The sequence below is a fragment of the Porticoccus litoralis genome (assembly GCF_030676955.1).
GTDB lineage: Bacteria > Pseudomonadota > Gammaproteobacteria > Pseudomonadales > Porticoccaceae > Porticoccus > Porticoccus litoralis.
Map to the genome: position 1 here is coordinate 129,072 of NZ_JAUUUU010000003.1, position 25,314 is coordinate 154,385.

Genomic DNA, 25,314 nt, shown 5'->3' on the forward strand with positions numbered 1-25,314 from the left:
CCCATCAGCGACTGCTAAACGTCGGGTCACGACCCTCGCGACGCGCCAGTAATCCTTCTTTCAGATCACCGGAGGTATGACAGCGCTCAATCTGAATCAGCGCCTTGGCCAGGTCCAGATTGCCATCGGCCATCTGATCACAAAGCTGCTTCATGGTTGCAACGGTCAGCGGGGATAATGGCAACAGACTTTCCACCAGCTTCATGGTTTCCGTCTCCAGCTGATCCTGAAGCACCAGATGGGTGAGGTAACCCACCCGCAGCAGCGTTTCCGACTCCAGTATTTCCGAAGAGATCAGAATGCGCTTGGCCGTGGTCACACCCAGCCGCTTCACATACCGGCGAATACCGTTCATGGGATAGCAGAGGCCGATTTCCGCTGCCGGCACCTTGAGACGCATGCCGTGCACACCGATACGATAATCGCAGCACAGGCCTAGCTCGGAACCGCCACCGTAGACACTGCCGTTAAGCGCACAGACCACCGGCATTGGCATCTCAGCCAATCGATCGGTTAGGGTTTCGAATTTTTCGCCCGTCATATCACCGGAAGACATCTGCCCCAAAGAGGCACCGGCACAGAAGGTTTTTTCACCCTGGCCCGTAATTACCAGCACGCGGATGTTCTTGTTGGCTTCCACACGATTCAGGCAGTCGATAAAGAGGTCAATGCCCTGGGCCGTCAGCGAATTGTGTTTGGCGGGATTGTTGAGAAGGATGCGGGCTACCGCTCCATCCATGGATAATAAAACCGGGTCATCTGAATTACTCATTTTACAGCCTTCCCAATGTAGGATTCAGGAGTGTTCAGCTTGATGTTGCATAGCGGTGTTTAATTTTTTCCACCGCTGCATGGTAGACGCTGCGGATTTCCTCGCGGCAATTAATATTAACTTCCAGATCCCGCAGCAGTCCATCACCAATGCCGTAGATCCAGCCGTGCACCGTCAGTTCCTGGCCGCGTGCCCAGGCATCCTTGATGATGTTGGTTTTGGAAACATTCACCACACCTTCAATCACGTTGAGCTCGCACACCTGGTTGATCATGGCGTCCTTGTCACAACCATCGCTGAGGTAGGTCTGATGGATGTACTGAACATCCTGCACATTCAGTAGCCAGTGGTCGATCAGACCGAGGTGTTGTTTTTCAACCGCCGCTTTAACACCGCCACAGCCATAGTGACCACACACTATCACGTGTTTTACCTTGAGATATTCCACGGCATATTGCATCACTGACAGGCAGTTGAGATCGCTGTGAACCACGATGTTGGCCACATTACGATGGACAAATAGTTCGCCAGGCATCAGACCGACAATTTCATTGGCGGGTACCCGGCTGTCGGAACAGCCGATCCACAAATATTCTGGAGCCTGCTGTTTGGATAGGCGCTCAAAAAACGTGGGATCTGCCTGAGTCATGGCTTCAGCCCACTCTATATTCTTTCTGAACAATTCTTTCAACGGGATTTCTCCAGGCAGGACAATCGATGGGAGGCTCAGTTTACGACCTATTGAAATACAAAAAAACCGGACAATTTGTCCGGTTTTTGTCTGGCGAAAACAGGGTTATTGCTAGGCGTCTGGGCCCCGATGGCGGATATCCCGCCCCTGTACCAGGTAAACAATGTGTTCACAGATATTTTTAGCATGATCACCCACGCGCTCCAGTGAGCGCAAGGCCCACAGAATATTCATGGATCGGGAAATACTGCGAGGATCTTCCATCATATAAGTGATCATTTCCCGCAATGCCGACTTGTAGTCCATGTCCACCTGCCGGTCCTCTTTCATGGTCGCGATAGCCGCTTCGGCATCAAACCGGGAAAACGCATCGAGGGAATCATTAAGCATTTTGCGCACGCAGTTGCCGATATGCCGCACTTCGGTATAGCCCCGGGGGGCCTCACCCTCCTCCGAGAGCTTGATGGCCATTTTGGCAATTTTCTGGGCCTCGTCGCCTATGCGCTCCAGATCACGGATGGTTTTTGATACTGCTGTCACCAGTCGCAGATCGCTGGCCGCTGGCTGACGGCGGGCGATCAGCGTGGTACAGGTTTCGTCGATATCCATTTCCATTTCATCAATGCGTGATTCCACTTCAATCACTCTTTCCGCCAATCGGCTGTCCGCATCTTCCAGAGCGCGGATGGCATCACCCACCTGCATTTCCACCAGGCCACCCATTTCCAGCATGCTGGTTTTGATTTCCTCCAGGTCTTCATTGAATTGCCTGGAGATATGCTGGTCGAGATTTAATTTGTCCATTGATCGCTCCTGTTAACCAAAACGCCCGGTGATATAGGCTTCTGTCAGTGCATGTTCCGGTGCGGTGAAGACTTTTTCCGTGTCGTTGACTTCGACCAAGTGTCCGAGGTGAAAATAGGCCGTGCGGTGGGAAACACGGGCTGCCTGCTGCATTGAGTGGGTCACAATGGCAATGGTGTAATTTTCTGACAATTCGGCAATTAACTCTTCAATTTTTGCAGTGGCAATAGGGTCCAGTGCCGAACAGGGCTCATCCATCAGGATCACTTCCGGGCTGATAGCGATGGCACGCGCAATACAGAGACGCTGTTGCTGACCACCGGACAGGCCTGTGCCCGGTTGATCCAGGCGATCTTTCACTTCTTCCCACAAACCGGCTCGACGCAGGCTATTTTCAACAATTTCATCCAACTCTGCACGCCGACTGGCCAACCCGTGTAAACGAGGGCCATAGGAGACGTTGTCATAAATGGATTTAGGGAACGGGTTAGGTTTCTGGAACACCATGCCGACTCTTGCACGCAGTGCCACCGGGTCCATTTTGGCGGCGTAAATATCTTCTCCATCCAGGCTCAATTCACCATGAACCCGACAGCTTTCCACCGTGTCATTCATACGGTTAATACTGCGCAGGAAAGTGGATTTACCACAGCCCGAAGGACCAATCATGGCAATCACTTCATTCTGGCCAATATCCACATTGACATTGTAAATCGCCTGCTTATCCCCATAGAACACATCCACGTTGCGCATGGACATTTTGGGATTTTTGACGAAAGGCTCACCAATGGCCTGTTCGGGATAATCCATGGCATCCGGCCCGGTCTGCTTGGCTGTAGCCTTTTTTTCTAACATTGTTGCTGTGTCTGTTACCAATTTGCTCACCATTATCAGTCCGTCCTGAATAGGTTACCAGCGGCGCTCAAGTTTTTTCCGAAGCACCACGGCCAGTGTGTTCATCATGATAAGAAATGCCAGCAATACCATGATTGCTGCAGAGGTCTTCTCAATAAAGGCGCGTTCCGGGCTGTCTGCCCAGAGGAAAATCTGCACCGGTAGCACCGTTGCCGGGTCAGTAAACCCGCCCGGAATATCCACAATAAAGGCCACCATACCAATCATTAGCAGGGGCGCTGTCTCTCCAAGTGCCTGAGCCATACCAATAATGGCGCCAGTCAACATGCCGGGCATGGCCAGTGGCAGAACATGGTGAAGCACTACCTGCATCGGAGAGGCACCCACACCAATGGCGGCCTCACGAATGGAGGGAGGCACAGCCTTGATAGCCGCTCGACTGGAAATAATGATGGTAGGCAGGGTCATCAGCGTTAGCACCAAACCGCCCACCAACGGCACCGAGCGCGGCACCTGGAAAAAATTAATGAAAATAGCCAAACCCAGCAGACCAAAAATAATCGATGGGACCGCTGCCAGATTATTGATATTGACCTCAATCAGATCGGTCCAGCGGTTTTTTGGCGCGAATTCTTCCAGATAAACGGCCGCCGAAACGCCGATGGGAAAGGACAGAGTCAAGGTAACTACCAGCGTAAACAATGAACCCATGGCGGCGCCCCAAATACCTGCCTGCTCCGGCTCCCGAGAATCACCGGAGGTGAAAAAGGTGGTATTGAAACCCAGCCTGATAGCGCCATCCTGCTCCAACTGGTCAATCCAGCCCTGGCGCAATTCACTGGTCCGTCCGGTAAAGGCTCCGCCCTTGCTACCGATGCTCTTGTAATAGGTGTCGACATCATCGTCGGCTATCAGCCACAGGGTTTCTGTCTGACCCATCAATTCCGGGCGGCGGAGTAGCCGTTCACGCAGCTCGTAACCGGCACCACTACTTATCAGGGAGAACAGCTCACGCTTTTCCTTGCGCTTGCTGACATCGGGAAACCTTTTCTGTAAGGCTTTTTTCACCAGGCCCTGGAAATCCGCCAGTGCTACCTGCTGCTTGTTCTGCAGGTCCGTGATACCCAGCACTTCCGCGTCATAGGTCACATCAACCTGGATGGAAGTTTCCAGGAAGGCCTTGTGACCTTTGCCAATAATGTCGACGAATAGCAGGGCTACACAGAGCAGACCAAAGGCGATGGCCATCATGCCATAGGCACGAAAACGTTTTTCCGCACGGTAGCGTTTGCTCAGGCTGCGCTGGATGGTTTCAGCATGTGAACGTTTTATCTCAGTCATATTGTTCCCGATATTTCTTAACGACGCGCAGGGCAATGAAGTTGAGCACCAGTGTTACCAGGAACAGCATTAGTCCCAGCGCAAAGGCCGCGAGTGTTTTCGGACTGTCGAATTCCTGGTCACCCACCAGCAACGTAACAATCTGTACCGTTACGGTGGTCACGGTTTCCAGCGGGTTCAGTGTGAGCTGCGCAGCAAGTCCGGCCGCCATCACTACAATCATCGTTTCACCGATGGCCCGGGAAACTGCCAGTAGGACGCCTCCCACGATACCGGGTAGCGCAGCAGGAAATATCACTTGTTTGATGGTTTCCGATTTGGTGGCACCAAGGCCGAGGGAGCCATCCCGCAGGCTTTGAGGCACCGCGTTGATCACATCGTCAGCCAGGGATGAAACAAAAGGAATAATCATCACCCCCATCACCAAGCCCGCAGCTAGCGCACTTTCCGAGGAAACCTGAAGGCCCATACTTTCGCCACTCTGGCGAAGGAATGGCGCCACAGTGAGTGCCGCAAAAAATCCGTACACCACGGTGGGAATACCGGCGAGGATTTCCAGTGTCGGCTTTGCCAGGCCACGAAACTTCGGGGAAGCATATTCCGCAAGGTAAAGGGCTGACATCAGGCCCACTGGCACCGCCACTAGCATGGCAATCATGGAGATCAACAAGGTACCCACAAACAGGGGAATGGCGCCAAAACTACCGGAAGAGCCCACCTGGTCGGCGCGAATGGCCATTTGCGGACTCCACTCGGTGCCAAACAGGAAGTCTGTCACCGGTATACTTTTGAAAAACCGCATGGATTCGAACAACACCGACAGCAAAATACCGAGAGTGGTGAAAATCGCCACGCAGGCGCATGACAACAGCATGATTTTGAACACTTTCTCGACCTGCTGCCGGGCCCGCAGTTGCGGGGAGACTTTTACCCAGCCCCAGCCAAGTCCAAGCACCCCGAGTGACAACACTACGGCCGTTGCCAGATAGCTTCCGATATTGCGCATTTTGGCCAACTGGTCGGCCGCATGTACCAGCACAGGGTCAGCCCCTTCACGGCTCAGTGCACCACTGGCAATATTTTCAATACTGTTAAGCAACAGGTTGTGGTCGGCCACCGTTACCGGTTGGTGGCTTTCCGGCAGACCATTCAGAAGTGCCGCACTGATGACCGGGTCATCGAACATCAGCCATAGTGCCAGCAACAGGATTGCAGGCAAGGCACACCAGATCGTCGCGCGCATTCCGTAGTAAAAAGGCAGGGAGTGCAAATGCCGAATCCCGCCCAAAGGACGAGATAGGGAGACAGAACGGTTGTGAGCCAGTAGGTAGGCCACTGCACTCAGTGCAAGAAGGACAATTACCAGGTTAGCTGTCTGCATAGCGGTGTTACCAACAAGGACCTGTTAAAAAGAAAAACAGGGCCTGACTTGCGCCAGGCCCAAATTCATCAACTTGTGGGAGAAGCCACGTATTGTCGATGTGAAACTTACAAACCATCTGCAGTCATTGGCTTCTGGTTAATCACATCAGCACCAATTGAAGTGCGAAGTGCTGCCGGCATCGGGATCATGCCTTTTTCCGCCAGGTAGCCGTCTTCACCCCAGGCTTTTTCAGATGTAAATTCTGCCAGGTAGCCATCAATGCCGGGGACAACACCGATGTGGGCTTTTTTCACGTAGAAGAACAGTGGGCGTGAGATGCTGTAGGACTTGTCAGCAATGGTTTCAAACTCCGGATTCACACCTTCGATGGTAGAGCCTTGAACCACGTCGCTGTTCTGATCCAGGAAAGAGAATCCGAAGATACCCAGCGCTGCATGGTTGGCTTCCAGTTTCTGGATAATCAGGTTGTCGTTTTCGCCGGCTTCAATGTAGTGACCATCTTCACGGATAGCGTGAGCCACAGCTTTGAATACTTTTTTGCCTTTCTTGTTAAAGGCATTCTCGGGGATACCAAGTTTAGCCATCAGCGATTTGATTTCCGCTTCGTCTTTGGAACCACGCAGAGTCGCCAGATCGGCATACTTCTTCGCACCACCTTCCATTGCCAGCTCGGCAAATGCGTCGCGGGTACCGGAAGTTGGGGGCGGTCCCAATACTTCGATCTTGGTCGCAGGCAGAGTCGGGTTAACCTCTTTCCAGGTTTTGTAGGGGTTGGCCATCAGCTTGCCATCTGGGCCGGGAACTTGTGCAGCCAGCGCCAGGTACAGATCCTTACGGGTCAGATTCATGTGTGGCGCATCAACCGAGTTGGCCACAACAATGCCATCGTAACCAATTTGTACTTCGATAATGTCTTTTACGCCGTTTTCCTGGCACATTTCGAACTCTGATTTTTTGATACGACGTGACGCGTTGGTAATGTCAGCATGCTGGGTACCTACACCGGCACAGAACAATTTCATGCCGCCACCAGAACCGGTGGATTCAACTTTAGGTGTGGGGTTGCCGGTAGACTTGCCAAAACGCTCGGCCACTACAGTGGCAAACGGGTAAACGGTTGAGGAGCCGACTATGCTCACATAATCACGGGCGGCGGCAAACACGGTGGTGCTGGCCATAGACAGTGCCATGACGGCACCGGCAATTGCTAATTTCTGGGTGTTTTTCACTGTTGCCTCCAAGGCTTATCGTTAAACATCGAACGACATGCTATTCCGACTTCGTGACAACTATATGAATACAATATGACAATTATGTTACAGCTGCTTTCTCAGCTCAAACGGGCTTTCTTCGTGTCCCTTTATATATACCCTTATAATGGGCAGCTGTTGCTGGGGAGCTGAAAATTACCATGTCCAAACCGATCCGCTTACTGGAATCAATGGCCAGAGGCATCGACTGCTTTACCGAAAAAACCGGTCAACTGATTGCCTGGCTAACCCTGATCATGATGGTGTTTACCTGTGTGATCGTCGTGATGCGCTACTTTCTGGAAACCGGTTCTATCGCTTTACAGGAGTCGGTGACCTATCTGCACAGCCTGTTATTCCTGCTGGGTGCGGCCTACACCCTGAAACGGGGTGGTCATGTACGGGTGGATATCCTTTATCAACGCTTCAGTGCCCGAACCCAGGCTCTCGTGGATGCACTGGGCACCCTACTGTTTTTGATTCCGGTCTCTCTGCTGATTCTGATCTTTTGCTGGGATTACGTGGCCAGCAGCTGGGCCATTGGTGAGGTGTCAAAAGAAGCCCGGGGCCTGCCCTGGGTCTACCTGCTAAAAACCCTGTTGCTGATTATGCCGGTCACCCTGTTGTTACAGGGCATTGCTGAGTTCATCAAAAATCTGCTCTTTTTCTGTGGTATCGGTGGCGACCATACCGGCACACAGCATGAGGGGATGATCTGATGGCTGAATACATACCGCTGTTCATGTTTGCGGTGGTCTGCCTGGTGCTGATGGCTGGCTACCCCGTCGCTCTCACCCTCGCCGGCACGGCGCTGTTGTTTGCACTGGTGGGCAGCGCCAGTGGCCACTTTGACATGTCCTTTCTGCATGCGCTCCCCAACCGCCTGTATGGCACCATGGACAACACCACTCTGATCGCTGTGCCGTTGTTTGTACTGATGGGGGTGATGCTGGAGAAATCCAAACTCGCCGAAGACCTGCTGGACAGTATGGCCCTGTTGTTTGGCAAGTTTAAGGGAGGCCTGGGTATTTCCGTGGTGATTGTGGGTATGCTACTGGCCGCCAGCACGGGGATTGTCGGGGCCACGGTGGTCACTATGGGACTCATGTCCTTACCCACCATGCTGAAACGCGGTTACGACCCGGCACTGGCAACCGGTGCCATTTGTGCAACCGGCACCCTAGGGCAGATTATTCCACCTTCCATCGCACTGGTTTTACTGGGGGATATCCTCTCCAGTGCCTACCAGCAGGCACAATTGAGCCAGGGCATATTTACACCCAAGACGGTTTCCATTGGCGATCTTTTTGTCGGTGCCATTGTTCCCGGCCTGGTGCTGGTCTCAATGTATATCGGCTACTTGCTGTTTATTTCCCGGCTGAAACCGTCATCCGCTCCGGTAGCGTTTACAACCGACGATCATCAAATTAGCGCCGCCCGGTTACTGCGCAGTCTGTTGCCTCCGGTCATTCTGATTGTTGCCGTGCTCGGTTCTATCCTGAAAGGGGCCGCCACGCCTACCGAAGCTGCAGGTGTCGGAGCAATGGGAGCAACCCTACTGGCCATCTGGCGTGGGCAACTTGACCTGCCTCGCCTTAGGGAAGTGACCCGTTCCACCACAGAAATTACTGCCATGGTGTTTCTGATTCTGATTGGCGCAGCGGTTTTTTCCCTGGTGTTTCGTGGCTTCGGTGGTGAGGAACTGGTAGCACATCTGTTTGATCACATCCCCGGGGGGGTGATTGGCGCGACGCTGGTGGTCATGCTGGTGATTTTTCTGCTCGGGTTTATTCTCGATTTTATTGAAATCACCTTTGTCGTGGTGCCCATCGTGGCGCCGGTTCTGCTAGCCATGGGGCTGGACCCCGTCTGGCTGGGCATTATGATCGCCATTAATCTGCAGACGTCTTTCCTGACACCACCGTTCGGTTTTGCACTGTTTTATCTGCGCGGCGTTGCGCCCGCTTCTGTAAAAACCAGTGATATTTATCGCGGTGTGATCCCCTTCATTATTATTCAGTTGCTACTCTTATTGATGCTCGCGCTATGGCCGGGACTCGCCACATGGCTACCCAATGCCATTTTCAATGGCATTACGTTTGACTTATAACCTATAAAAAGAGGAATTGTCTGTGAGCACCATCAATCAACCGCCCGCTCCCTGCGGGGAATTGACCCTGCAAACCATAGCCATGCCCAAGGATACCAACGCCAGCGGTGATATTTTTGGTGGTTGGCTTATGTCACAGATGGACCTTGGCAGTGCCATTATGGCCCAACGTATTGCAAAGGGCAGAGTCGCCACGGTAGCTATCAGTGAAATGGCTTTTCTACGCCCGGTCCCCGTTGGCGCCATCGTCAGTTGCTACTGTGAGCTGGTGGAAGTAGGGCGCAGCTCCATGAGCATCAATGTGGAAGTGTGGATCAACATCGAATCCACAAACGAACCCGCCAAAGTCACCGAAGGCCAGTTTGTATTTGTCGCCATTGACGAAAATGGAAATACCCGAAAGGTGGATCAACAGCTTTCGGGTAGCAAGGAAGACTAACCAGGCGGTTAATCAGGCCCCGTTTTCCTCTTTCAGGGTCTCCAGGTATTTAGTTAGTTCCTGATAACCGCCAATGTACTCTTCGCCATGAAAGATTTGCGGCACGGTGTTCACAGGTTTGCCGATGGTTTTCGCCAGGTCGGCCGGTGTAATGCCTTCTTCATGAATATTGACATAACGGAACGGCAGCTCTTTGGCCTCCATGACCGCCTTCGCCTGGCGACAGAAACCACATGCGTCATGTCCAAAAATTGTGAAGCGCTGCATGATGAACCTCCTCTTCGTATGTCATCAATAGCTGTCACTATAGAACCTCTGCATTCCATAGTTCCATTTGATTAAATTTATGCTTTTGATAGGCAAGTGCTATTTTTTGCCCGTCGACAGAAAAGCATCCTTAAAAACACCGCCAACCCCAAGGCCACAAACAGATGCTTCAGAGTATGTCCGCTGACGAACCCAGACCATTGGTAAATGTCACGATCGAAAGCCTCAAAGCATTTTGCCAGTAGGTAACAGAAGAGTACCCACACAATATCCCCATACCTGGTGAAGCGGGATGGCTGCATCAACATGATCACCGGTATACCTACCAGAGGAAGAAACTGTACCAGTAGATAGGCACGCAGATCTCCACGACCCATCTGCTCCGTGATATGCCAGTAGCCAACCGACATAACGCCGATCAGAATCAATGGATACAACCACCGCTGCAAGGCGCGATGGCTATGTTCTGACACCAACCCACAGGCCAGAGACATGAATGCAACACTCATGGGCAACCGGTCCCAAACTAATCGATCATTATCTGGCGCTGCATGAAAATAACCGGAACCCAGGCCGATACAAAATACAGCGTAAAAAAAGATCTGGTAAACGGGTGTAGTTGAAAAATTATCGTGAACCAGTTTTCGAGTTTTATCCAAATAAATACCGACCATTCCAATGACTAAAAAGGGTAGGCTGGAAATAATATTCAGAAAATGATTAATCCCAAAAAAATTTCTCTGATCTGAAAAAATATTGTAATTTTCTGGTTGTGGTATTGGATCTGTTGCAGCAAAGAATATGGCTATTATCAGGACAAATATAACTACAAAAAATATTCCTGATAATCGAAGTTTTTCAGCCATTTATTTGCTCAAATTTTTTATCATTAAAATGGCATCACCCGTGTAGTGAATCAGTGGGTGTGGCACTATTTTCTCCCGTTGAACTTCCTTGTAACCAAGCTTTTCGTATAACCTGACTGCATCCGTATTCTCTTCAAATACCACCAGACTCAGGATATTAAACTTGCGTATTTTTGCCTGTTGTTCAGCCAGTTGCATTAGTTCAGTGCCTATACCCAATCCACGATATTCCGAAAAGAGCGCAACTCCACAAATATAGAAACTGTTGTCGAATTCCAGCTGGCTATAGGGTGCCAACACCGGATCATCGGAGACAGCTCCATCACTGATCATTGGAAATGCCACCAACATGCCAATTATTTTTTTATCTTTTTCAACAACAATACAATTTTTATAGCTGAAGACACTGTCTTCATTTTCATAACGCCTCTGTCCGACGTGATAAACATTTTCTTTGTCCTCCGCCAGTTGAGTCCAGATATAATCAGCTACACCATCAGAGGAAATACTGTACAGCTCTGCAATTGTTCGGCAGTCTTCTTTCTTTGCGGCACGAAACTCCAGCATTTTTCTTAATTTCCCAAGCCACTATAAATAATGCCAAGCCATTGTTCCGTTGTCAGGAACTCGTCACCCCACTCTGCTTCGTAAGATTTTATGGGGTGCATGGCTATCACCTCCTGCAGTGATTTTCCCTCCGCTTGCAACGCACTGAGCGTGTTGAAAACACCGACCAGCATATCTCGGTAGGCCATCAGTTCAGCCCTATTCCCCACTGGCCCATGCCCGGGAATGATTTTTGTCTGTGCATCCGAGAGGGCAATGATCTGCTCGGTAGCCGCGATAACTCCTGCCAGGCTGCCGCCGTGTTCAACATCAATAAACGGGTAGAACCCGTTGAACCAGATATCCCCGGCGTGAATCACATTGGACTGCTGGAAGTGCACCACAGCATCGCCATCCGTATGGGCATTGGCCACATGGAAGACGTGGATGGTTTCCTGATTGAGATGAAACGTCGTATCGTGGCTAAAGGTAATCATCGGCAAGCCCTCACTGGAGAGCGCCGGAACATCCCGATTAAAGGCGGAGATATGGTTGTCACGGGAAAGCAGCTTTCTGACATTATCGTGTGCGATGATCAATGTGCCTTCGGCACCCAGGTTTTCATTTCCCCCGGTGTGGTCAAAATGCCAGTGGGTATTTACCAGAAACCTGGGTGTACCACCCCCCAGTTCACCGATCTGCCACAACAGTTTGCGCGTCAGCGGGGCAAACTGATCGTCAATCAGAAACGTGCCATCTTCTCCAATGGACACACCGAGGTTGCCGCCCTCTGCTATCAAGGCATACAGATTTTCACCAACCCTGGTGGTCTCAAAGTTGATGTTTTCCCAGTGATGGCCTGCAAGCGCCATGTTTCCACAACTCACCACTGCCGCCAGTACAAAGGTTTTCAGCACCCTGCTCATAAATCACTCCATTTCCATTAATTGTAGTTGCTGCTTGTCCCAACGATAAAAAAAGCCCCGGGGTTAAGGGGCTTTTTCTTATTAGATTTTAACGATCAGATGGCGGGCGCTAAAAGAGATCTTCTATGGATAGGTAGCGTTCACCGGTGTCGTAACTGAACACCATCACCTGACTACCAGGAGGAATCTCCGCCAGTTTCTGACTGACAGCGGCCAAACTGGCTCCGGACGAGATGCCGACGAAAATGCCCTCTTCCCTGGCACACCGCCTTGCCATTTCAAAAGAATCTTCCTCGGAAACCAGAATCGTCCCATCCAGAATGTCCGTGTTGAGTACTTGGGGAACAAAGCCGGCACCAATACCCTGAATGCGGTGAAGCCCTTTTTCTCCGCCACTGATGACCGGTGATTTCTCCGGCTCCACCGCCAATACCTGTGTATTGGGGAATTTTTCCTTCAGCACTTCAGCGCAACCGGTAATATGACCGCCAGTACCGACACCCGTGATCAGATAATCGATGCCCTCGGGGAAATCAGCGAGAATTTCCTGCGCAGTGGTTTCCCGGTGTACCTTGACGTTGGCGGGATTGTTGAACTGTTGTGGCATCCAGGCATTATGTGTTTCTTCCAACAGCTCGTTGGCTTTGGCAATAGTACCGCCCATACCCAGCTCTTTGGGTGTCAGCACCAGTTCTGCGCCGAGCGCCTTGAGGTATCGGCGCCGCTCAACAGACATGGATTCCGGCATGGTCAGCACCAGGCGGTAACCTTTCACCGCGCAGGCCAGCGCCAGACCAATGCCCGTGTTGCCGGAGGTCGGCTCAATGATCACCGTATCCTTATTGATCAGGCCTTTCTCCTCCGCGTCTTCCAGCATGGCCAGCCCGATCCGGTCCTTGATGCTGGAGCCAGGATTAAAGCGTTCCACTTTCATCCAGACGCTCACATCCCCCGGAAAAAGTTTTCCCAAGCGTACATGGGGCGTATTGCCAATGGTTTCGAGAATGTTGTTGTATTTCATGCCGTGGTTCTCTGCGTTTGGTTATGTCTGGGTTAGTTCTGGATTCTATCTATAAACAGGTTAGCCTCATCGATAGATTTCTGCATATCCAGAATAAGTCGGTTTACATCGCCGCTGATGCTATTCAACTCTCCCTTGAGTGCATCTATCGCTCTGGCGTTCAGGTTGTGCTTGAGATAAAGCACCTGGTCGCGCATGGCAGTTAGCACCGGTTTGATACTTTTCTCGGCGCGACGCATGGCCGCCAGCAGGTGTTTGTATTTATACCGGGTGTCATGCAATTTTTTTGCACTGTCCTCACGCAGTGTCCGGTTCTCAATAAGCTGCAGCTCGTCTTCCCATTCATCAAACAGGTCTTCAGCGACATCTTCCACCGCCGCGATGCGCTCTGAGATCAGGTTCGCGGCTTCCACGCTATCCTGATATTCACTGTCCAGGCGGGTATATTGTTGCTCCAGATCGCCGCCATCAAAGTTAACCACGGCTCGATACTGTTCCAGTGCATCCCGGAATTGTTCTTGGGCATCTTCCTGTGCCGTTCGCGTATCTTCTATCCGATCAACCAGAATATCCCGCTTGTGAACGCCCACCTTTTCCCATGCGCTGTAATAGGCTGACTCGCAACCGAGCAGGGTGAAAAACAGAAAAAAGACACACCAGATTTTTTTCACTCGTCATACTTCCTTGATCTACAGTCCACGTTATTTTCTACCATTACCGAACACCATACCAATCCACCAGCATCAATCCCACATCCGGTCAGCGAACAGGGGGGAAACCCCTTACTATTCGTGGGTTGCAGCCTTATAATTGCCAGCTTTGCACGCCAATAGGGGAAGCCAGGTGTCACAGGCATCAGCGGACGTTTCAACATTTCAGGGGCTGATTCTGGCCCTGCAACAATTCTGGGCTCAGCATGGCTGTGTCATTCTGCAACCACTGGACATGGAAGTGGGTGCCGGCACATTTCATCCCGCTACCTTTTTAAGGGCTATCGGGCCGGAAACCTGGAATAGCGCCTATGTTCAGCCCTGTCGCCGTCCCACCGATGGCCGATACGGTGAAAATCCCAACCGGCTGCAGCACTATTACCAATTCCAGGTAGTACTCAAGCCGTCCCCCGACAATATTCAGGACCTGTACCTTGAGTCGCTTCGCATGCTGGGTATTGATACCGCCATTCACGATATCCGCTTTGTTGAGGACAACTGGGAATCACCAACCCTGGGCGCCTGGGGTCTGGGCTGGGAAGTCTGGCTAAACGGCATGGAAGTTACCCAGTTCACCTACTTTCAACAAGTTGGCGGTTTGGAATGCTACCCGGTCACCGGTGAAATCACCTATGGTCTGGAGCGTATTGCCATGTACCTGCAGGGTGTGGACAGTATCTATGATCTGGTGTGGACCCATGGCCCTGAGGGCGATGTCACCTACGGCGATGTGTTTCACCAAAATGAAGTAGAAATGTCCACCTTCAACTTTGAGGAAGCCAATGTCGATTTTCTGTTCAAGAGTTTCGATGTCTACGAACAGGAAAGTCAGCGGTTGATTGAAAAGGGACTGCCCTTACCGGCATACGAAATGGTTATGAAGGCCTCCCACGCGTTTAACCTGCTGGATGCTCGCCACGCTATTTCAGTCACCGAGCGCCAGCGTTTTATTCTGCGGGTTCGCACCTTGGCCCGCGCCGTAGCACAGGCTTATTTTGATTCACGCCTTGCCCTAGGCTTCCCTCTGGCGCCTAAGGCCCTGGCAGAAGAAGTTACCCGTCTGGCTGCGGAGGTTAAGATATGAGCGCTGATTTTCTGGTTGAAATTGGTACCGAAGAACTGCCACCCAAGGCGCTGCTGAGCCTATCTGAAGCTTTTCGCGATGAAATCCTCGCCCAGCTTTCAGAACGCGAGCTGACCTTTGGAGAGGTAACAAGTTACGCCGCACCCCGTCGACTGGCTCTCTGCATCAAAGCACTGGATGAACAAACTCCGACCCAGGAAATCATCGCCTGGGGTCCACCGGTCAATGTTGCCTTCAAGGATGGCCAGCCAACCCGTGCCGCCGAAGCCTTTGCCAGTAAAAACGGCATTGCTATTGACGAACTTTCCAGCAAAGTGGAGAACGATGGCAAGCAGGACAAGCTATGTCACCGCGCCACCCAGGCAGGCGAAGCCACTGAATCCCTTCTCGGTACTATCGTGGAAAAAGCCCTGGCTGCCCTGCCTATTCCGAAACGCATGCGCTGGGGTGCCCGCCGCGAAGAATTTGTCAGGCCGGTTCATTGGGTGCTGATGTTGTTGGGCGACCGCGTGGTGCCAGCGAAAGTTCTCGGCCTCGATGCCGGGCAGCAAACCCGCGGACACCGTTTTCACGCACCGGCAGCCATTACCATTGATTCTCCCTCAAGCTACGCGGAACAGTTGCGCAGTGCCTACGTGATTGCGGACTTTTCCGAACGCCGTGAACTGATCCGGAAAGGCGTTACTATCGCCGCCAAAGAAGCCGGCGGTAACGCAGTCATCGATGACAGTTTGCTGGATGAAGTCACCGCGCTGAATGAATGGCCGATTCCGCTGGTGGGTCGCTTTGAAGAACGCTTCCTGCAAGTACCGCCTGAAGCACTGATTTCTTCCATGAAAGAGCACCAGAAATACTTTCATGCAGTAGATGCTGAGGATAATTTGCTCCCTCTGTTTATCACGGTGGCAAACATTGAGAGTCGCGATCCCGCACAAGTGGTGGATGGCAATGAGCGCGTGATCCGTCCACGGCTCAGCGATGCCGCCTTCTTCTATGACACTGATCGCAAAACATCTCTGGAATCACGCCGGGATGCCCTCAAGTCCATTGTCTTCCAGGCGCAACTCGGCACGCTGTATGACAAAACAGAGCGGGTAGCCCGACTGGCTGAATCGCTGGCTGGCAGCACCGGTGCCGATCCAAAACTGGCGGCCCGCGCTGCCCAGTTGTGCAAGTCGGATTTGGTCAGCGAAATGGTCGGCGAATTTGATGATTTGCAAGGCATCATGGGGCGCTACTATGCCGTTAATGATGGCGAACATGCCGAGGTAGCGGAAGCATTACTGGAACAGTACCTGCCCCGCTTCGCCGGTGACCAACTGCCGCAAACAGCCACCGGTGCTACACTGGCCATCGCCGATCGCTTGGACACATTGGTTGGCATCTTCGGTATTGGCCAGCCACCGACTGGCTCCCGCGACCCTTTCGCCCTGCGTCGTGCCAGCCTGGGTGTGCTGCGCATTCTGGTTGAGAAAAAACTGGACCTGGATTTGCGCACGGCCCTAACCCTTGCCGCTTCGGCTCACGATTTACCATCAATCAAGACGGGCTCTGATAAAGTCGTAGAGCAAGTACTTACTTACATGGTTGACCGCTTCCGCGCTTGGTACGAAGATGAGTCTATCCCCGTAGAAGTTTTCCTGTCCGTTGCAGCACGCCAGCTCAGTAACCCCCTGGATATTCACCTGCGGGTACAGGCTGTTAATGCCTTCAACCAGCTTCCGGAAGCACAGGCATTGGCCGCTGCGAACAAACGCGTTTCCAATATTCTTACCAAACAGGACACGGCATTTAACAACACGGCCATTGATAACACGCTGCTCAATGATCCTGCTGAGCAGGTACTGGCAAAAACACTGGTGGAACTCAGTAATCAGGTTAAACCTCTACTGAAGACCCGCGACTATACCGATGCCCTGAAAAAGCTGGCCTCCCTCAGGGAACCTGTGGATCGCTTCTTTGATGACGTGATGGTCATGGTGGATGATGTTGCTGTTCGCAATAACCGTCTGGTGTTGCTACAGCAGCTGCGGGAACTGTTCCTGGAAGTGGCAGATATTTCACTGCTGGTTCCCGCCAAGTAAGCCATGAAGCTTATTATTCTCGATCGGGACGGTGTCATTAATCAGGACTCCGACAACTACATTAAATCATTGGAAGAATGGGTGCCGATCCCCGGCAGTATCGAAGCCATCGCTCGTCTTTCCAATGCCGGCTATACCGTGGTGGTTGCCACCAACCAGTCCGGCATTGGTCGCGGCCTGTTTGACCTTGACGAGCTGGAAGCCATGCACGCCCGACTGAACGAGCTGGTACTGGAACAGGGCGGCGAGTTATCCGGCATTTTTTATTGCCCACATACGCCAGATGACCAGTGCCTCTGTCGCAAACCGGCCCCTGGTTTACTGGCTGCAATTGCAGAGGAGTTTTCTACAGACCTCGCTGGTGTGCCATTAATCGGCGATAGCCTGCGGGATCTGCAAGCCGGACTCAAATACCACTGCTCTCCGATTTTGGTCAGAACCGGCAAGGGCGCAGCAACGGAAAGCAAGTTGGCACAACAGCCCGAATCCGAACTGGCAACTGCGCCGGTTTTTGACGACCTGTCGGCTGCCGTCACCAACCTGCTTGAGACAACACAGGACAGCTAACATGAATACACCCATCATGTATCTGCGCTCCATTTGCTTTTATGTGCTGTATTTTCTGATCGTTATTTTTTTCGGTGTTTTGTCTTCCCTGTCTGGACCTTTCCTCAGTTACATAAACCGTCATCGCATGCTGACGACCGCCGGTATGCTGATTGTTCGTTCCCTGAGTCTGACCTGCGGGGTAAAAATCAAAGTAGAGGGCCTGGAAAACATTCCCGATGGCCCCTGTGTTGTACTCAGCAAGCACCAGTCCACCTGGGAAACCTTTTTCCTGCAGCGCCTGTTTATGCCAGTTAGTACCATATTGAAGCAGGAACTGCTGAAAATCCCTTTTTTTGGTTGGGGTATTCGCCTTATGCACCCCATCGCTATTGATCGCAGCAATCCCAGGCAAGCCATGGTTCAGGTGATGCAACAGGGAAAACAGCGTATTTCCGAAGGTAATCGCGTTGTGATTTATCCCGAGGGCACGCGCACCCCTTACGGCAAAGTAGGGAAATACGGACGCAGCGGTGCGGCACTGGCCATTGCCTCCAAGGTCCCTGTCGTCCCCATTGCCCACAATGCCGGATACTGCTGGCCATCTCATCAGTTACTGAAGCGTTCCGGTGTGGTTCATGTCGTCATTGGCAAGCCTATCAGCACTACCGATAAGGAAAGCCAGGCGCTTACCGAAGAAGTGAAAGAATGGATCGAAGGGCAGCAAGACAGGCTTGATGTGCGTTAATAGCCAAGATAACGTTCTGTATATGGCGGGTGTTAGCGGGTTAGCCTAGACTGTATCAATAATATTCAGGGAGAGAAAACCTATGTCACCGTTAGATAATGGTACTTACACAGGCCCAGAACGCCGCTCCGACCAACGTCGAAAAAAAACAGATCGGCGTGAAGATATTCGTTTTGAGCCAAGCAAGGACGATCGCCGGCAGGGTAAGGGTCGTCGTAAATCCGATGGTGATCTCTGGCGTCAGCGTGAAGAGTAATCCTTGCTGACAAGTATACATCCCGTCATAAAAAAACCGGCCTTTAAGCCGGTTTTTTTATTTATATCAATGGGTTAGACGTCAAGATTCGTCACAAGAAGCGCATTGCTCTCAATAAATTCTCGACGCGGTTCTACCTGGTCACCCATTAGGGTATTGAACATCTGATCTGCCGCTATGGCATCTTCCACGGTCACCCGCAACATTCTGCGGGTTTCAGGGTTCATGGTGGTTTCCCACAACTGCTCCGGGTTCATCTCACCCAGACCTTTATAGCGCTGAATATTGTAACCCCTCCGGGATTCCTGCATTAACCAGTTGATCACCTCACTGAAGCTGCTCACGGGTTTACTACGCTCACCGCGTTGAACGTAGGCACCCTCCTCTAACAACCCCTGGAGTTTCTCCCCCAATGATCGAATAGCGGCATATTCGCCGGAAGCAAAAAAGTCATGGCTGATACGATACGTGGTTGGTACGCCATGTGCCGTAATTTCGATAGATGGCCGGTAGATATGCCGTTCAGTATCTTCCTCCACTTCCACTCGATAACGGTGTCCTCCGGCAATATTATCCAGCTCCAAGCTGGCAGACAGCTCACTGCACCACTTTGCAACAGTTGCGCGGTCTGACAGGGCCTGCGTATCCAGAGCCGGCAAGTACACCATTTTGTGTAATACTCCCTCTGGATAAACCCGGGACATTCTCTCAATAATACTCATCACACGGCGGTATTCCGTCACCAGTGACTCCAGAACAGTACCGCTAATTCCCGGCGCCTCAGCACTGACGTGCAAACTGGCATTTTCCAGTGCTGACTGGGTGAGAAAGTCTGTAAGTGCCTGATCATCCTTAAGATATTGCTCCTGCTTACCTTTGCTGATCTTGTAGAGGGGCGGCTGGGCAATGTAGATATGACCACGCTCCACTAGCTCCCGCATCTGTCTAAAAAAGAACGTCAGCAACAGCGTGCGAATATGAGAGCCGTCCACATCGGCATCGGTCATGATCAGAATGGTGTGATAACGAAGTTTTTCTGGGTTAAATTCCTGAGCCCCGATGCCGCAACCCAGAGCAGTAATCAGTGTTCCCACCTCTGCACTGGACAGCATCTTGTCAAAACGGGCTTTTTCTACGTTCAGAATCTTACCTTTCAAAGGCAGAATCGCCTGTGTGCGTCGATCCCGCCCTTGCTTGGCAGACCCACCTGCAGAATCACCCTCCACCAGATAAAGCTCTGACAATGCCGGATCCTTTTCCTGGCAGTCTGCCAACTTACCCGGCAACCCTGCGATATCCAGAGCACCTTTGCGGCGCGTCATTTCACGGGCTTTACGGGCGGCTTCCCGAGCGCGAGCTGCTTCAACCATTTTGGTTACAACACTTTTCGCATCCTGGGGATTTTCCAGCAGGTAATCGCCAAACTGGGCGCCCATTTCCTGTTCTACAGCGGTTTTTACCTCAGAACTGACCAGTTTGTCCTTGGTCTGTGACGAGAATTTCGGATCCGGCACTTTGACAGAGATAATCGCGGTTAAACCTTCGCGTGCATCATCCCCCGTAGTGCTGACCTTGGCATTTTTGCCAATACCTTCCTTTTCTATGTAGTTATTCAGGGAGCGTGTCAGCGCGGCACGAAATCCTGCCAAGTGAGTACCACCATCTCTCTGAGGGATGTTATTGGTATAGCAGAAAATATTTTCCTGAAAGCTGTCATTCCACTGCAGGGCAACTTCCACACCAATACCGTCATCCCGCTGCATATCGAAGTGCATGACTTGGTTGATGGTATTTTTGTTAACGTTCAGGTACTCAACGAAGGCTTTCAGACCTCCCTCATACTCAAACACATCTTCTTTTCCTGTGCGCTCATCCATTAGCACAATGCGCACGCCTGAATTCAGGAAAGACAGCTCCCTGAGCCGTTTAGCGAGCATTTCAAAGTGAAATTTGATGTTGCTGAAAGTCTCTGGTGAGGGGATAAAGTGAATCGCAGTGCCAGTTTCTTTGGTTTCGCCAACAATTTTCAATGGTTCCTGGGGTACGCCGTGATGATAGGTTTGTTCGTAAACATTACCTCCACGACGGATAGTGAGACGCAACACAGAGGACAGCGCATTTACTACCGAAACACCAACACCATGTAAGCCACCTGATACTTTGTAAGTATTATCGTCAAACTTACCACCAGCATGAAGCACCGTCATAATGACTTCTGCCGCAGACACCCCCTCTTCGTGAATCTCTGTGGGTATACCACGGCCATTATCAACCACCGTGACTGACTCATCCGGGTGAATGATAACTCTGATTTCTGTGCAATGACCGGCTAACGCCTCATCGATAGAGTTATCGACTATTTCGAACACCATATGGTGCAGGCCTGTGCCATCATCAGTATCACCGATGTACATTCCTGGCCGCTTTCTTACCGCATCGAGACCCTTTAGGACCTTGATACTGGACGAGTCGTAATTCTGTTCTTCGCTCATGGTTTGTCCTGTAACGACATTAATAGCCCGAATATGGGCTCAATCACCAGCCTCTTCCGTGATTTCACCCTGTTCCACGTGGAACAATTTTATGGCCTGTGGCGGCGACCCTTCCCACAACCCCAACAATACGTGTTTGTCGACACCTGTTATAAACACCTGCGCCCCAAGCCGCCCTAGCAGCCGGGTCACTAACATGCGGTGCCTCAAATCCAATTCCGCTGCTAAATCATCTATTAGATATAAGCCATGCCGCCCCGTTTTCTGGTGGTACAAGTACCCCTGAGCAACCAACATGGCTATAGCCAGTATTTTTAATTGTCCTCTGGACAGTACATCACTGGCATTATGTCTATCTATACGTATTCTCAAATCTGCCCGGTGTGGCCCGTGATGCGTTGTCTTAAACTGCTGGTCTCGACTTCGGTCTTCCAACAGAATCTCTGATAGGGTCTTATCTTCATCCCAACCCTTGAACAGCGCAAACCTGATATCCTGCAACTCTGGCGACAGCTCCTGCAACACATCATTCAACACAGGAAGAAGTCGCTCTAGGTAACCTTCTCTTGCCGCGGTTATCTGCTCCGCAGAATCGACAAGCTCTTTGTCCCAAGTAGCCAGTAAATCAGTGTCTATTCTAACATGCCGAAGGAGTGAATTGCGTTGCTTAAGGGTGCGCTGGAATCGTTGAAACTGTCGCTGATAGCCTTGTTCCACGTGGAACACACCCCAATCAAGGAAGCGACGGCGATGTTGCGGTGAGCCCTCCAGCAGATTAAAACCATCCTGGTTGATCAGCAGAATGGGGAGAGCCTCTGCAAGTGATGATGCCGTATTGACTGATACCCCGCCCACTTTGAAGATTCCACTACCTTGCCGATAGCGTGTTACACCTAGAGGAATTTCCCTGCCACTCGACTCCCTCGACAGACCAAAGACCGTACACTCGGTCTGGCCCTCATTGATCACTGCCTGAATTTGTCGATTTCTAAATGAGCGCCCTCGCCCCAGTAAAAAGGCAGCCTCCAGAAGACTGGTTTTACCACTTCCGTTGCTACCGTAAAACAGGTTGAGTGTTGGGCTGAGATGGAGCTGGATCGGCTTGAGATTTCTCAAGCCGCTAACATCCAGTTTTGTCAGGGGCATAGTGTGCTACACGGACCCACTTTTTTAGAGACGCATGGGCATGACAACATAAGCCGCGCTTTCGTCTTCCGGATCCTGCATCAATGCACTGCTGTTGGCATCTGATAACACGAATCGTACATCCTTGCCTTTCAGCACATTGAGAACATCTATGATATAGCTGACATTAAAGCCAACCTCGAGCTCGCCGGAGTTGTAGTTAACCACCACTTCCTCCTGAGCCTCTTCCTGCTCAGGGTTGTTAGCCGTCATGGTCAATACGCCATCTTCGAGTACTAAGCGTACGCCACGATATTTTTCATTGGAAAGAATGGATGTGCGACTGAAGGCATGGCGAAGATCTTCACGATTACCAGTTAATGGCTTGTCTCCACCCTTGGGTAAAACCCTCTCATAATCCGGATAGGAGCCATCAACCAGTTTTGAAGTAAAACAGCACTCTGGGGTGGTGACACGGATATGGTTATTACCGAGAACTACCGTAACCTCTCCTTCTCCACCCATCAGCCGGGATAACTCTATAACTGCCTTGCGCGGAACAATGACCTGGATCGGGGACTGATCAACTCCCGGCAATGAAGCATCTTTCATGGCGAGGCGGTGGCCATCTGTCGCCACTGCCCTGAGACGGCCGTCGCCCACTTCGAGCAACATGCCATTAAGGTAGTAGCGGACATCCTGCTGTGCCATGGCAAATGCTGTACTGTCCAGCAACTGCTTAAAAAGGCCCTGATCAATGTTGAACTCGCAATTACCTGGACCACCATCAACACTGGGGAATTCGCTGGCTGGGAGTGTGGACAAAGTAAAACGACTGCGACCACTAGTAATGAGCAAACGGCCCGCAGCTTCTTCCTGCAGGGACAACTCACTTCCATCGGGTAGTGAACGACAAATATCCATCAGCTTTCTTGCTGGTACGGTAATTTCTCCCTCGTCGGACATACTCTCCATCTTGAGTTGGCCGATGATTTCCACTTCAAGGTCAGTACCTGTTAAAGATAGCCGACCATCTTTTAAGGAGATCAAAACATTGGACAGGATTGGCAGTGTCTGACGGCGTTCTACTACACCAACTACCAGCTGAAGCGGCTTTAAAAATTCTTCTCGCGATACGCTGAACTTCATCCGTTATTCATCCCAACTATTAGAAGAGTAAAAGTAAAGAGGTTGCTTATTATGAGCGATAAATGTACCAAAGACAGGCGTTAATTTAATCAGCTTTTTAGGTCGTTAATGTTCTCATCAACTGCTTGATATCATCGCTGATTTCTCGACTGGTTTCCTGCAATTCTTTCACCTTGCGGCAAGCATGCAAAACCGTGGTGTGGTCGCGGCCACCAAAAGCTTCTCCGATTTCCGGAAGGCTGTGACTGGTGAGCTCTTTGGCCAGAGCCATGGCAACCTGCCGAGGCCTGGCAATGGAACGACTACGCCTTTTCGATAATAGTTCTGACAACTTTACCTTGTAGTATTCAGAGACTACTCGTTGAATATTATCAATCGTAACCAACTTGTCCTGCAGCGCCAGCAGGTCCCGCAACGACTCCCTGATAAGATCTATATCAATGGGCCTGCCTGTGAAGTGAGCGCTTGCTATCACCCTTTTTAGTGCACCCTCTAGCTCTCGAACATTAGAACGCAGACGCTGGGCAATAAAAAAAGCCGAATCCGTGGGTAGCTCAACTTTAGCCTGCAGCGCTTTCTTGATCAGAATAGCCACCCGGGTTTCCAGCTCGGGTGGCTCTACAGCTACGGTTAGGCCCCAACCGAAACGAGACTTCAGCCGCTCTTCCAAGCCATCTATTTCCTTGGGGTAGCGGTCACAGGTGAGGATCATTTGCTGCCCGCCTTCCAACAAGGCATTGAAGGTGTGAAAGAACTCTTCCTGGGATCGCTCTTTGCCAGCAAAAAACTGTATGTCATCAATTAGCAGCGCATCAACGGAACGGTAAAACCGTTTGAAATCATTGATGGCATTTAACTGCAGAGCTTTTACCATATCGGCAACAAAACGCTCTGAGTGAAGATAAATAATTTTTGCGTTGGGCTTTTGCTGTCGAAGCGCATTCCCTACCGCGTGCATGAGGTGCGTTTTACCGAGCCCAACACCTCCGTAAATAAAGAGCGGGTTATATGAACTACCCGGGTTCTCTGCCACCTGACGGGATGCCGCTAAAGCCAACTGGTTGGATTTACCCTCCACAAATGAAGAAAACGTGAACGTTTCATTTATATTGCTTTGGTGATTTAGCCCACCTTCTACTCCCGAATTTCGGGTGTCAGGAACGACCTGGACGCGAGTTGTACTTTCAATTACGGGCGCATTTACCTTTGGAATGTCCACCGGTGGCAGTTTCACCGCCGGTGAGAGCGTTCCGGATTCCACGGTCACTGAGCAACGCTTACCGCTAATCTGCTGGAATAGCTCAACAATGCGATCAAGGAACTTGTCGGATACCCAGTCTTTGACGAACCGGTTCGGGGCAAGGAGTTGAATGTTGTTTGTGCTGTCTTCGGGTGCGGCCGGTTGGCCATCAGGAATATTCAGCGTCAGGGGTCTTATCCAGGTATTGAATTGTTGGGCGGGTAGCTCTTCCTGCAAGCAACCCAGACATTTTTCCCAAAGTACTTGTGCCAAGCCCAACCCCTTTTTTGTTTTATCCGTTCGATTGTCGCTAACTGCTACGCTCTTTTTTGTGCCGATAGTCTATCGGGAATAACCCTGCTTATCCACACCTGTTCATAATTTTTTCGAAGGAACACAAAATAATAACTTGTTGTTTATCATTGGGTTACCAAATATCAATTGACTTATATTATGCACAGATAAAAATAATTTTTTGATTGTTTTTTGACCACATCCTGTGGATAACCTGTTGGTATCTGGTGGACATGCAGGGGGTTATCTGTCGAGAAACTTCTAAGGTATTGTTCTTGCTAGGTTCTTAGAATTTGGTGACCGAGCCTCTAGCA

The 25,314-nt window shown here is 51.1% G+C and carries 25 protein-coding genes; 8 read left to right on the plus strand and 17 right to left on the minus strand.

Going from position 1 to position 25,314, the window contains the following annotated elements; translation table 11 throughout:
* Window positions 1–4: 4 nt before the first annotated feature.
* From Q8A57_RS07105 to Q8A57_RS07135, 7 genes are all read right to left on the minus strand, one after another.
* The gene (locus Q8A57_RS07105; protein WP_305170302.1) at window positions 5–772 is read right to left on the minus strand and encodes an enoyl-CoA hydratase/isomerase family protein; all 768 of its coding nucleotides are present in this window, start codon (window positions 770–772) and stop codon (window positions 5–7) included.
* 34 nt (window positions 773–806) lie between these two features.
* Complete coding sequence (can, locus tag Q8A57_RS07110) at window positions 807–1,463, minus strand: carbonate dehydratase (protein ID WP_305170303.1); 657 nt, start codon at window positions 1,461–1,463, stop codon at window positions 807–809.
* Window positions 1,464–1,574: 111 nt separating this feature from the next.
* On the minus strand, window positions 1,575–2,267 hold the full coding sequence (gene phoU, locus Q8A57_RS07115) for a phosphate signaling complex protein PhoU (RefSeq protein ID WP_305170305.1): 693 nt from the start codon (window positions 2,265–2,267) through the stop codon (window positions 1,575–1,577).
* A 12-nt stretch (window positions 2,268–2,279) separates the two neighbouring features.
* Entirely contained in the window at window positions 2,280–3,077 is a 798-nt protein-coding gene (gene pstB, locus Q8A57_RS07120; protein WP_305170545.1) for a phosphate ABC transporter ATP-binding protein PstB, read from the minus strand.
* Between the two features lie 99 nt (window positions 3,078–3,176).
* A complete protein-coding gene (gene pstA / locus Q8A57_RS07125) occupies window positions 3,177–4,463 on the minus strand; it encodes a phosphate ABC transporter permease PstA (RefSeq protein WP_305170306.1) in 1,287 nt (428 codons plus the stop codon).
* The gene (pstC, locus tag Q8A57_RS07130) at window positions 4,456–5,844 is read right to left on the minus strand and encodes a phosphate ABC transporter permease subunit PstC (RefSeq protein ID WP_305170307.1); all 1,389 of its coding nucleotides are present in this window, start codon (window positions 5,842–5,844) and stop codon (window positions 4,456–4,458) included. Before pstC ends, pstA begins: the two co-directional genes overlap by 8 nt.
* 107 nt (window positions 5,845–5,951) lie before the next feature.
* Complete coding sequence (locus Q8A57_RS07135) at window positions 5,952–7,037, minus strand: substrate-binding domain-containing protein (protein ID WP_305170546.1); 1,086 nt, start codon at window positions 7,035–7,037, stop codon at window positions 5,952–5,954.
* A gap of 221 nt (window positions 7,038–7,258) precedes the next feature.
* On the opposite strand from Q8A57_RS07135, the gene Q8A57_RS07140 reads away from it, so the two are divergent.
* The 3 genes from Q8A57_RS07140 to Q8A57_RS07150 are packed head-to-tail and all read left to right on the plus strand — an operon-like array spanning window position 7,259 to window position 9,646.
* Window positions 7,259–7,816, plus strand: a complete 558-nt coding sequence (locus Q8A57_RS07140; RefSeq protein WP_305170308.1) for a TRAP transporter small permease subunit — start codon at window positions 7,259–7,261, stop codon at window positions 7,814–7,816.
* Window positions 7,816–9,207, plus strand: coding sequence for a TRAP transporter large permease (locus Q8A57_RS07145; RefSeq protein WP_305170309.1), 1,392 nt, complete (start codon window positions 7,816–7,818; stop codon window positions 9,205–9,207). Before Q8A57_RS07140 ends, Q8A57_RS07145 begins: the two co-directional genes overlap by 1 nt.
* 22 nt (window positions 9,208–9,229) lie before the next feature.
* Window positions 9,230–9,646, plus strand: a complete 417-nt coding sequence (locus tag Q8A57_RS07150) for an acyl-CoA thioesterase (RefSeq protein WP_305170310.1) — start codon at window positions 9,230–9,232, stop codon at window positions 9,644–9,646.
* A 12-nt stretch (window positions 9,647–9,658) separates the two neighbouring features.
* On the opposite strand, the gene Q8A57_RS07155 is transcribed toward Q8A57_RS07150, so the two are convergent.
* The 6 genes from Q8A57_RS07155 to Q8A57_RS07180 form a co-directional block, all read right to left on the minus strand.
* On the minus strand, window positions 9,659–9,913 hold the full coding sequence (locus Q8A57_RS07155; RefSeq protein ID WP_305170311.1) for a GrxA family glutaredoxin: 255 nt from the start codon (window positions 9,911–9,913) through the stop codon (window positions 9,659–9,661).
* A 77-nt stretch (window positions 9,914–9,990) separates the two neighbouring features.
* Window positions 9,991–10,779, minus strand: a complete 789-nt coding sequence (locus Q8A57_RS07160; RefSeq protein WP_305170312.1) for a ceramidase domain-containing protein — start codon at window positions 10,777–10,779, stop codon at window positions 9,991–9,993.
* Window positions 10,780–11,346, minus strand: coding sequence for a GNAT family N-acetyltransferase (locus tag Q8A57_RS07165; protein ID WP_305170313.1), 567 nt, complete (start codon window positions 11,344–11,346; stop codon window positions 10,780–10,782).
* A gap of 5 nt (window positions 11,347–11,351) precedes the next feature.
* Window positions 11,352–12,251, minus strand: coding sequence for an MBL fold metallo-hydrolase (locus Q8A57_RS07170; RefSeq protein WP_305170314.1), 900 nt, complete (start codon window positions 12,249–12,251; stop codon window positions 11,352–11,354).
* Window positions 12,252–12,360: 109 nt separating this feature from the next.
* Window positions 12,361–13,272, minus strand: a complete 912-nt coding sequence (cysK, locus tag Q8A57_RS07175) for a cysteine synthase A (RefSeq protein ID WP_305170315.1) — start codon at window positions 13,270–13,272, stop codon at window positions 12,361–12,363.
* Window positions 13,273–13,304: 32 nt separating this feature from the next.
* Complete coding sequence (locus Q8A57_RS07180; RefSeq protein ID WP_305170316.1) at window positions 13,305–13,943, minus strand: DUF2959 domain-containing protein; 639 nt, start codon at window positions 13,941–13,943, stop codon at window positions 13,305–13,307.
* 172 nt (window positions 13,944–14,115) lie between these two features.
* Here Q8A57_RS07180 and glyQ point away from each other — a divergent pair, with 172 nt between their 5' ends.
* The 5 genes from glyQ (at window position 14,116) to Q8A57_RS07205 (ending at window position 18,700) form a co-directional block, all read left to right on the plus strand.
* Window positions 14,116–15,066 (plus strand): glycine--tRNA ligase subunit alpha, encoded by a 951-nt coding sequence (glyQ, locus tag Q8A57_RS07185; RefSeq protein WP_305170317.1) that lies wholly within the window; start codon window positions 14,116–14,118, stop codon window positions 15,064–15,066.
* Entirely contained in the window at window positions 15,063–17,150 is a 2,088-nt protein-coding gene (gene glyS, locus Q8A57_RS07190) for a glycine--tRNA ligase subunit beta (protein ID WP_305170318.1), read from the plus strand. Before glyQ ends, glyS begins: the two co-directional genes overlap by 4 nt.
* Before the next feature lie 3 nt (window positions 17,151–17,153).
* The gene (gene gmhB / locus Q8A57_RS07195; protein WP_305170319.1) at window positions 17,154–17,717 is read left to right on the plus strand and encodes a D-glycero-beta-D-manno-heptose 1,7-bisphosphate 7-phosphatase; all 564 of its coding nucleotides are present in this window, start codon (window positions 17,154–17,156) and stop codon (window positions 17,715–17,717) included.
* A gap of 1 nt (window position 17,718) precedes the next feature.
* Window positions 17,719–18,444 carry a lysophospholipid acyltransferase family protein gene (locus Q8A57_RS07200; RefSeq protein ID WP_305170320.1) on the plus strand — a complete coding sequence of 242 codons (726 nt, stop codon included), beginning with the start codon at window positions 17,719–17,721 and terminating at the stop codon, window positions 18,442–18,444.
* Window positions 18,445–18,526: 82 nt separating this feature from the next.
* Window positions 18,527–18,700, plus strand: coding sequence for a hypothetical protein (locus Q8A57_RS07205; RefSeq protein WP_305170321.1), 174 nt, complete (start codon window positions 18,527–18,529; stop codon window positions 18,698–18,700).
* A gap of 74 nt (window positions 18,701–18,774) precedes the next feature.
* Here the strand turns inward: Q8A57_RS07205 and gyrB are convergent, their stop codons facing one another.
* The 4 genes from gyrB to dnaA all read right to left on the minus strand — a co-directional run bounded on the left by gyrB (window position 18,775) and on the right by dnaA (window position 24,979).
* Window positions 18,775–21,192: a DNA topoisomerase (ATP-hydrolyzing) subunit B gene (gene gyrB / locus Q8A57_RS07210; protein ID WP_305170322.1), complete on the minus strand. Its 2,418-nt coding sequence runs from the start codon at window positions 21,190–21,192 to the stop codon at window positions 18,775–18,777.
* 39 nt (window positions 21,193–21,231) lie between these two features.
* Window positions 21,232–22,338 carry a DNA replication/repair protein RecF gene (gene recF / locus Q8A57_RS07215; protein WP_305170323.1) on the minus strand — a complete coding sequence of 369 codons (1,107 nt, stop codon included), beginning with the start codon at window positions 22,336–22,338 and terminating at the stop codon, window positions 21,232–21,234.
* A gap of 24 nt (window positions 22,339–22,362) precedes the next feature.
* Window positions 22,363–23,466: a DNA polymerase III subunit beta gene (gene dnaN, locus Q8A57_RS07220; protein WP_305170324.1), complete on the minus strand. Its 1,104-nt coding sequence runs from the start codon at window positions 23,464–23,466 to the stop codon at window positions 22,363–22,365.
* 97 nt (window positions 23,467–23,563) lie between these two features.
* Window positions 23,564–24,979, minus strand: coding sequence for a chromosomal replication initiator protein DnaA (gene dnaA / locus Q8A57_RS07225; RefSeq protein ID WP_305170325.1), 1,416 nt, complete (start codon window positions 24,977–24,979; stop codon window positions 23,564–23,566).
* Window positions 24,980–25,314 lie beyond the last annotated feature (335 nt).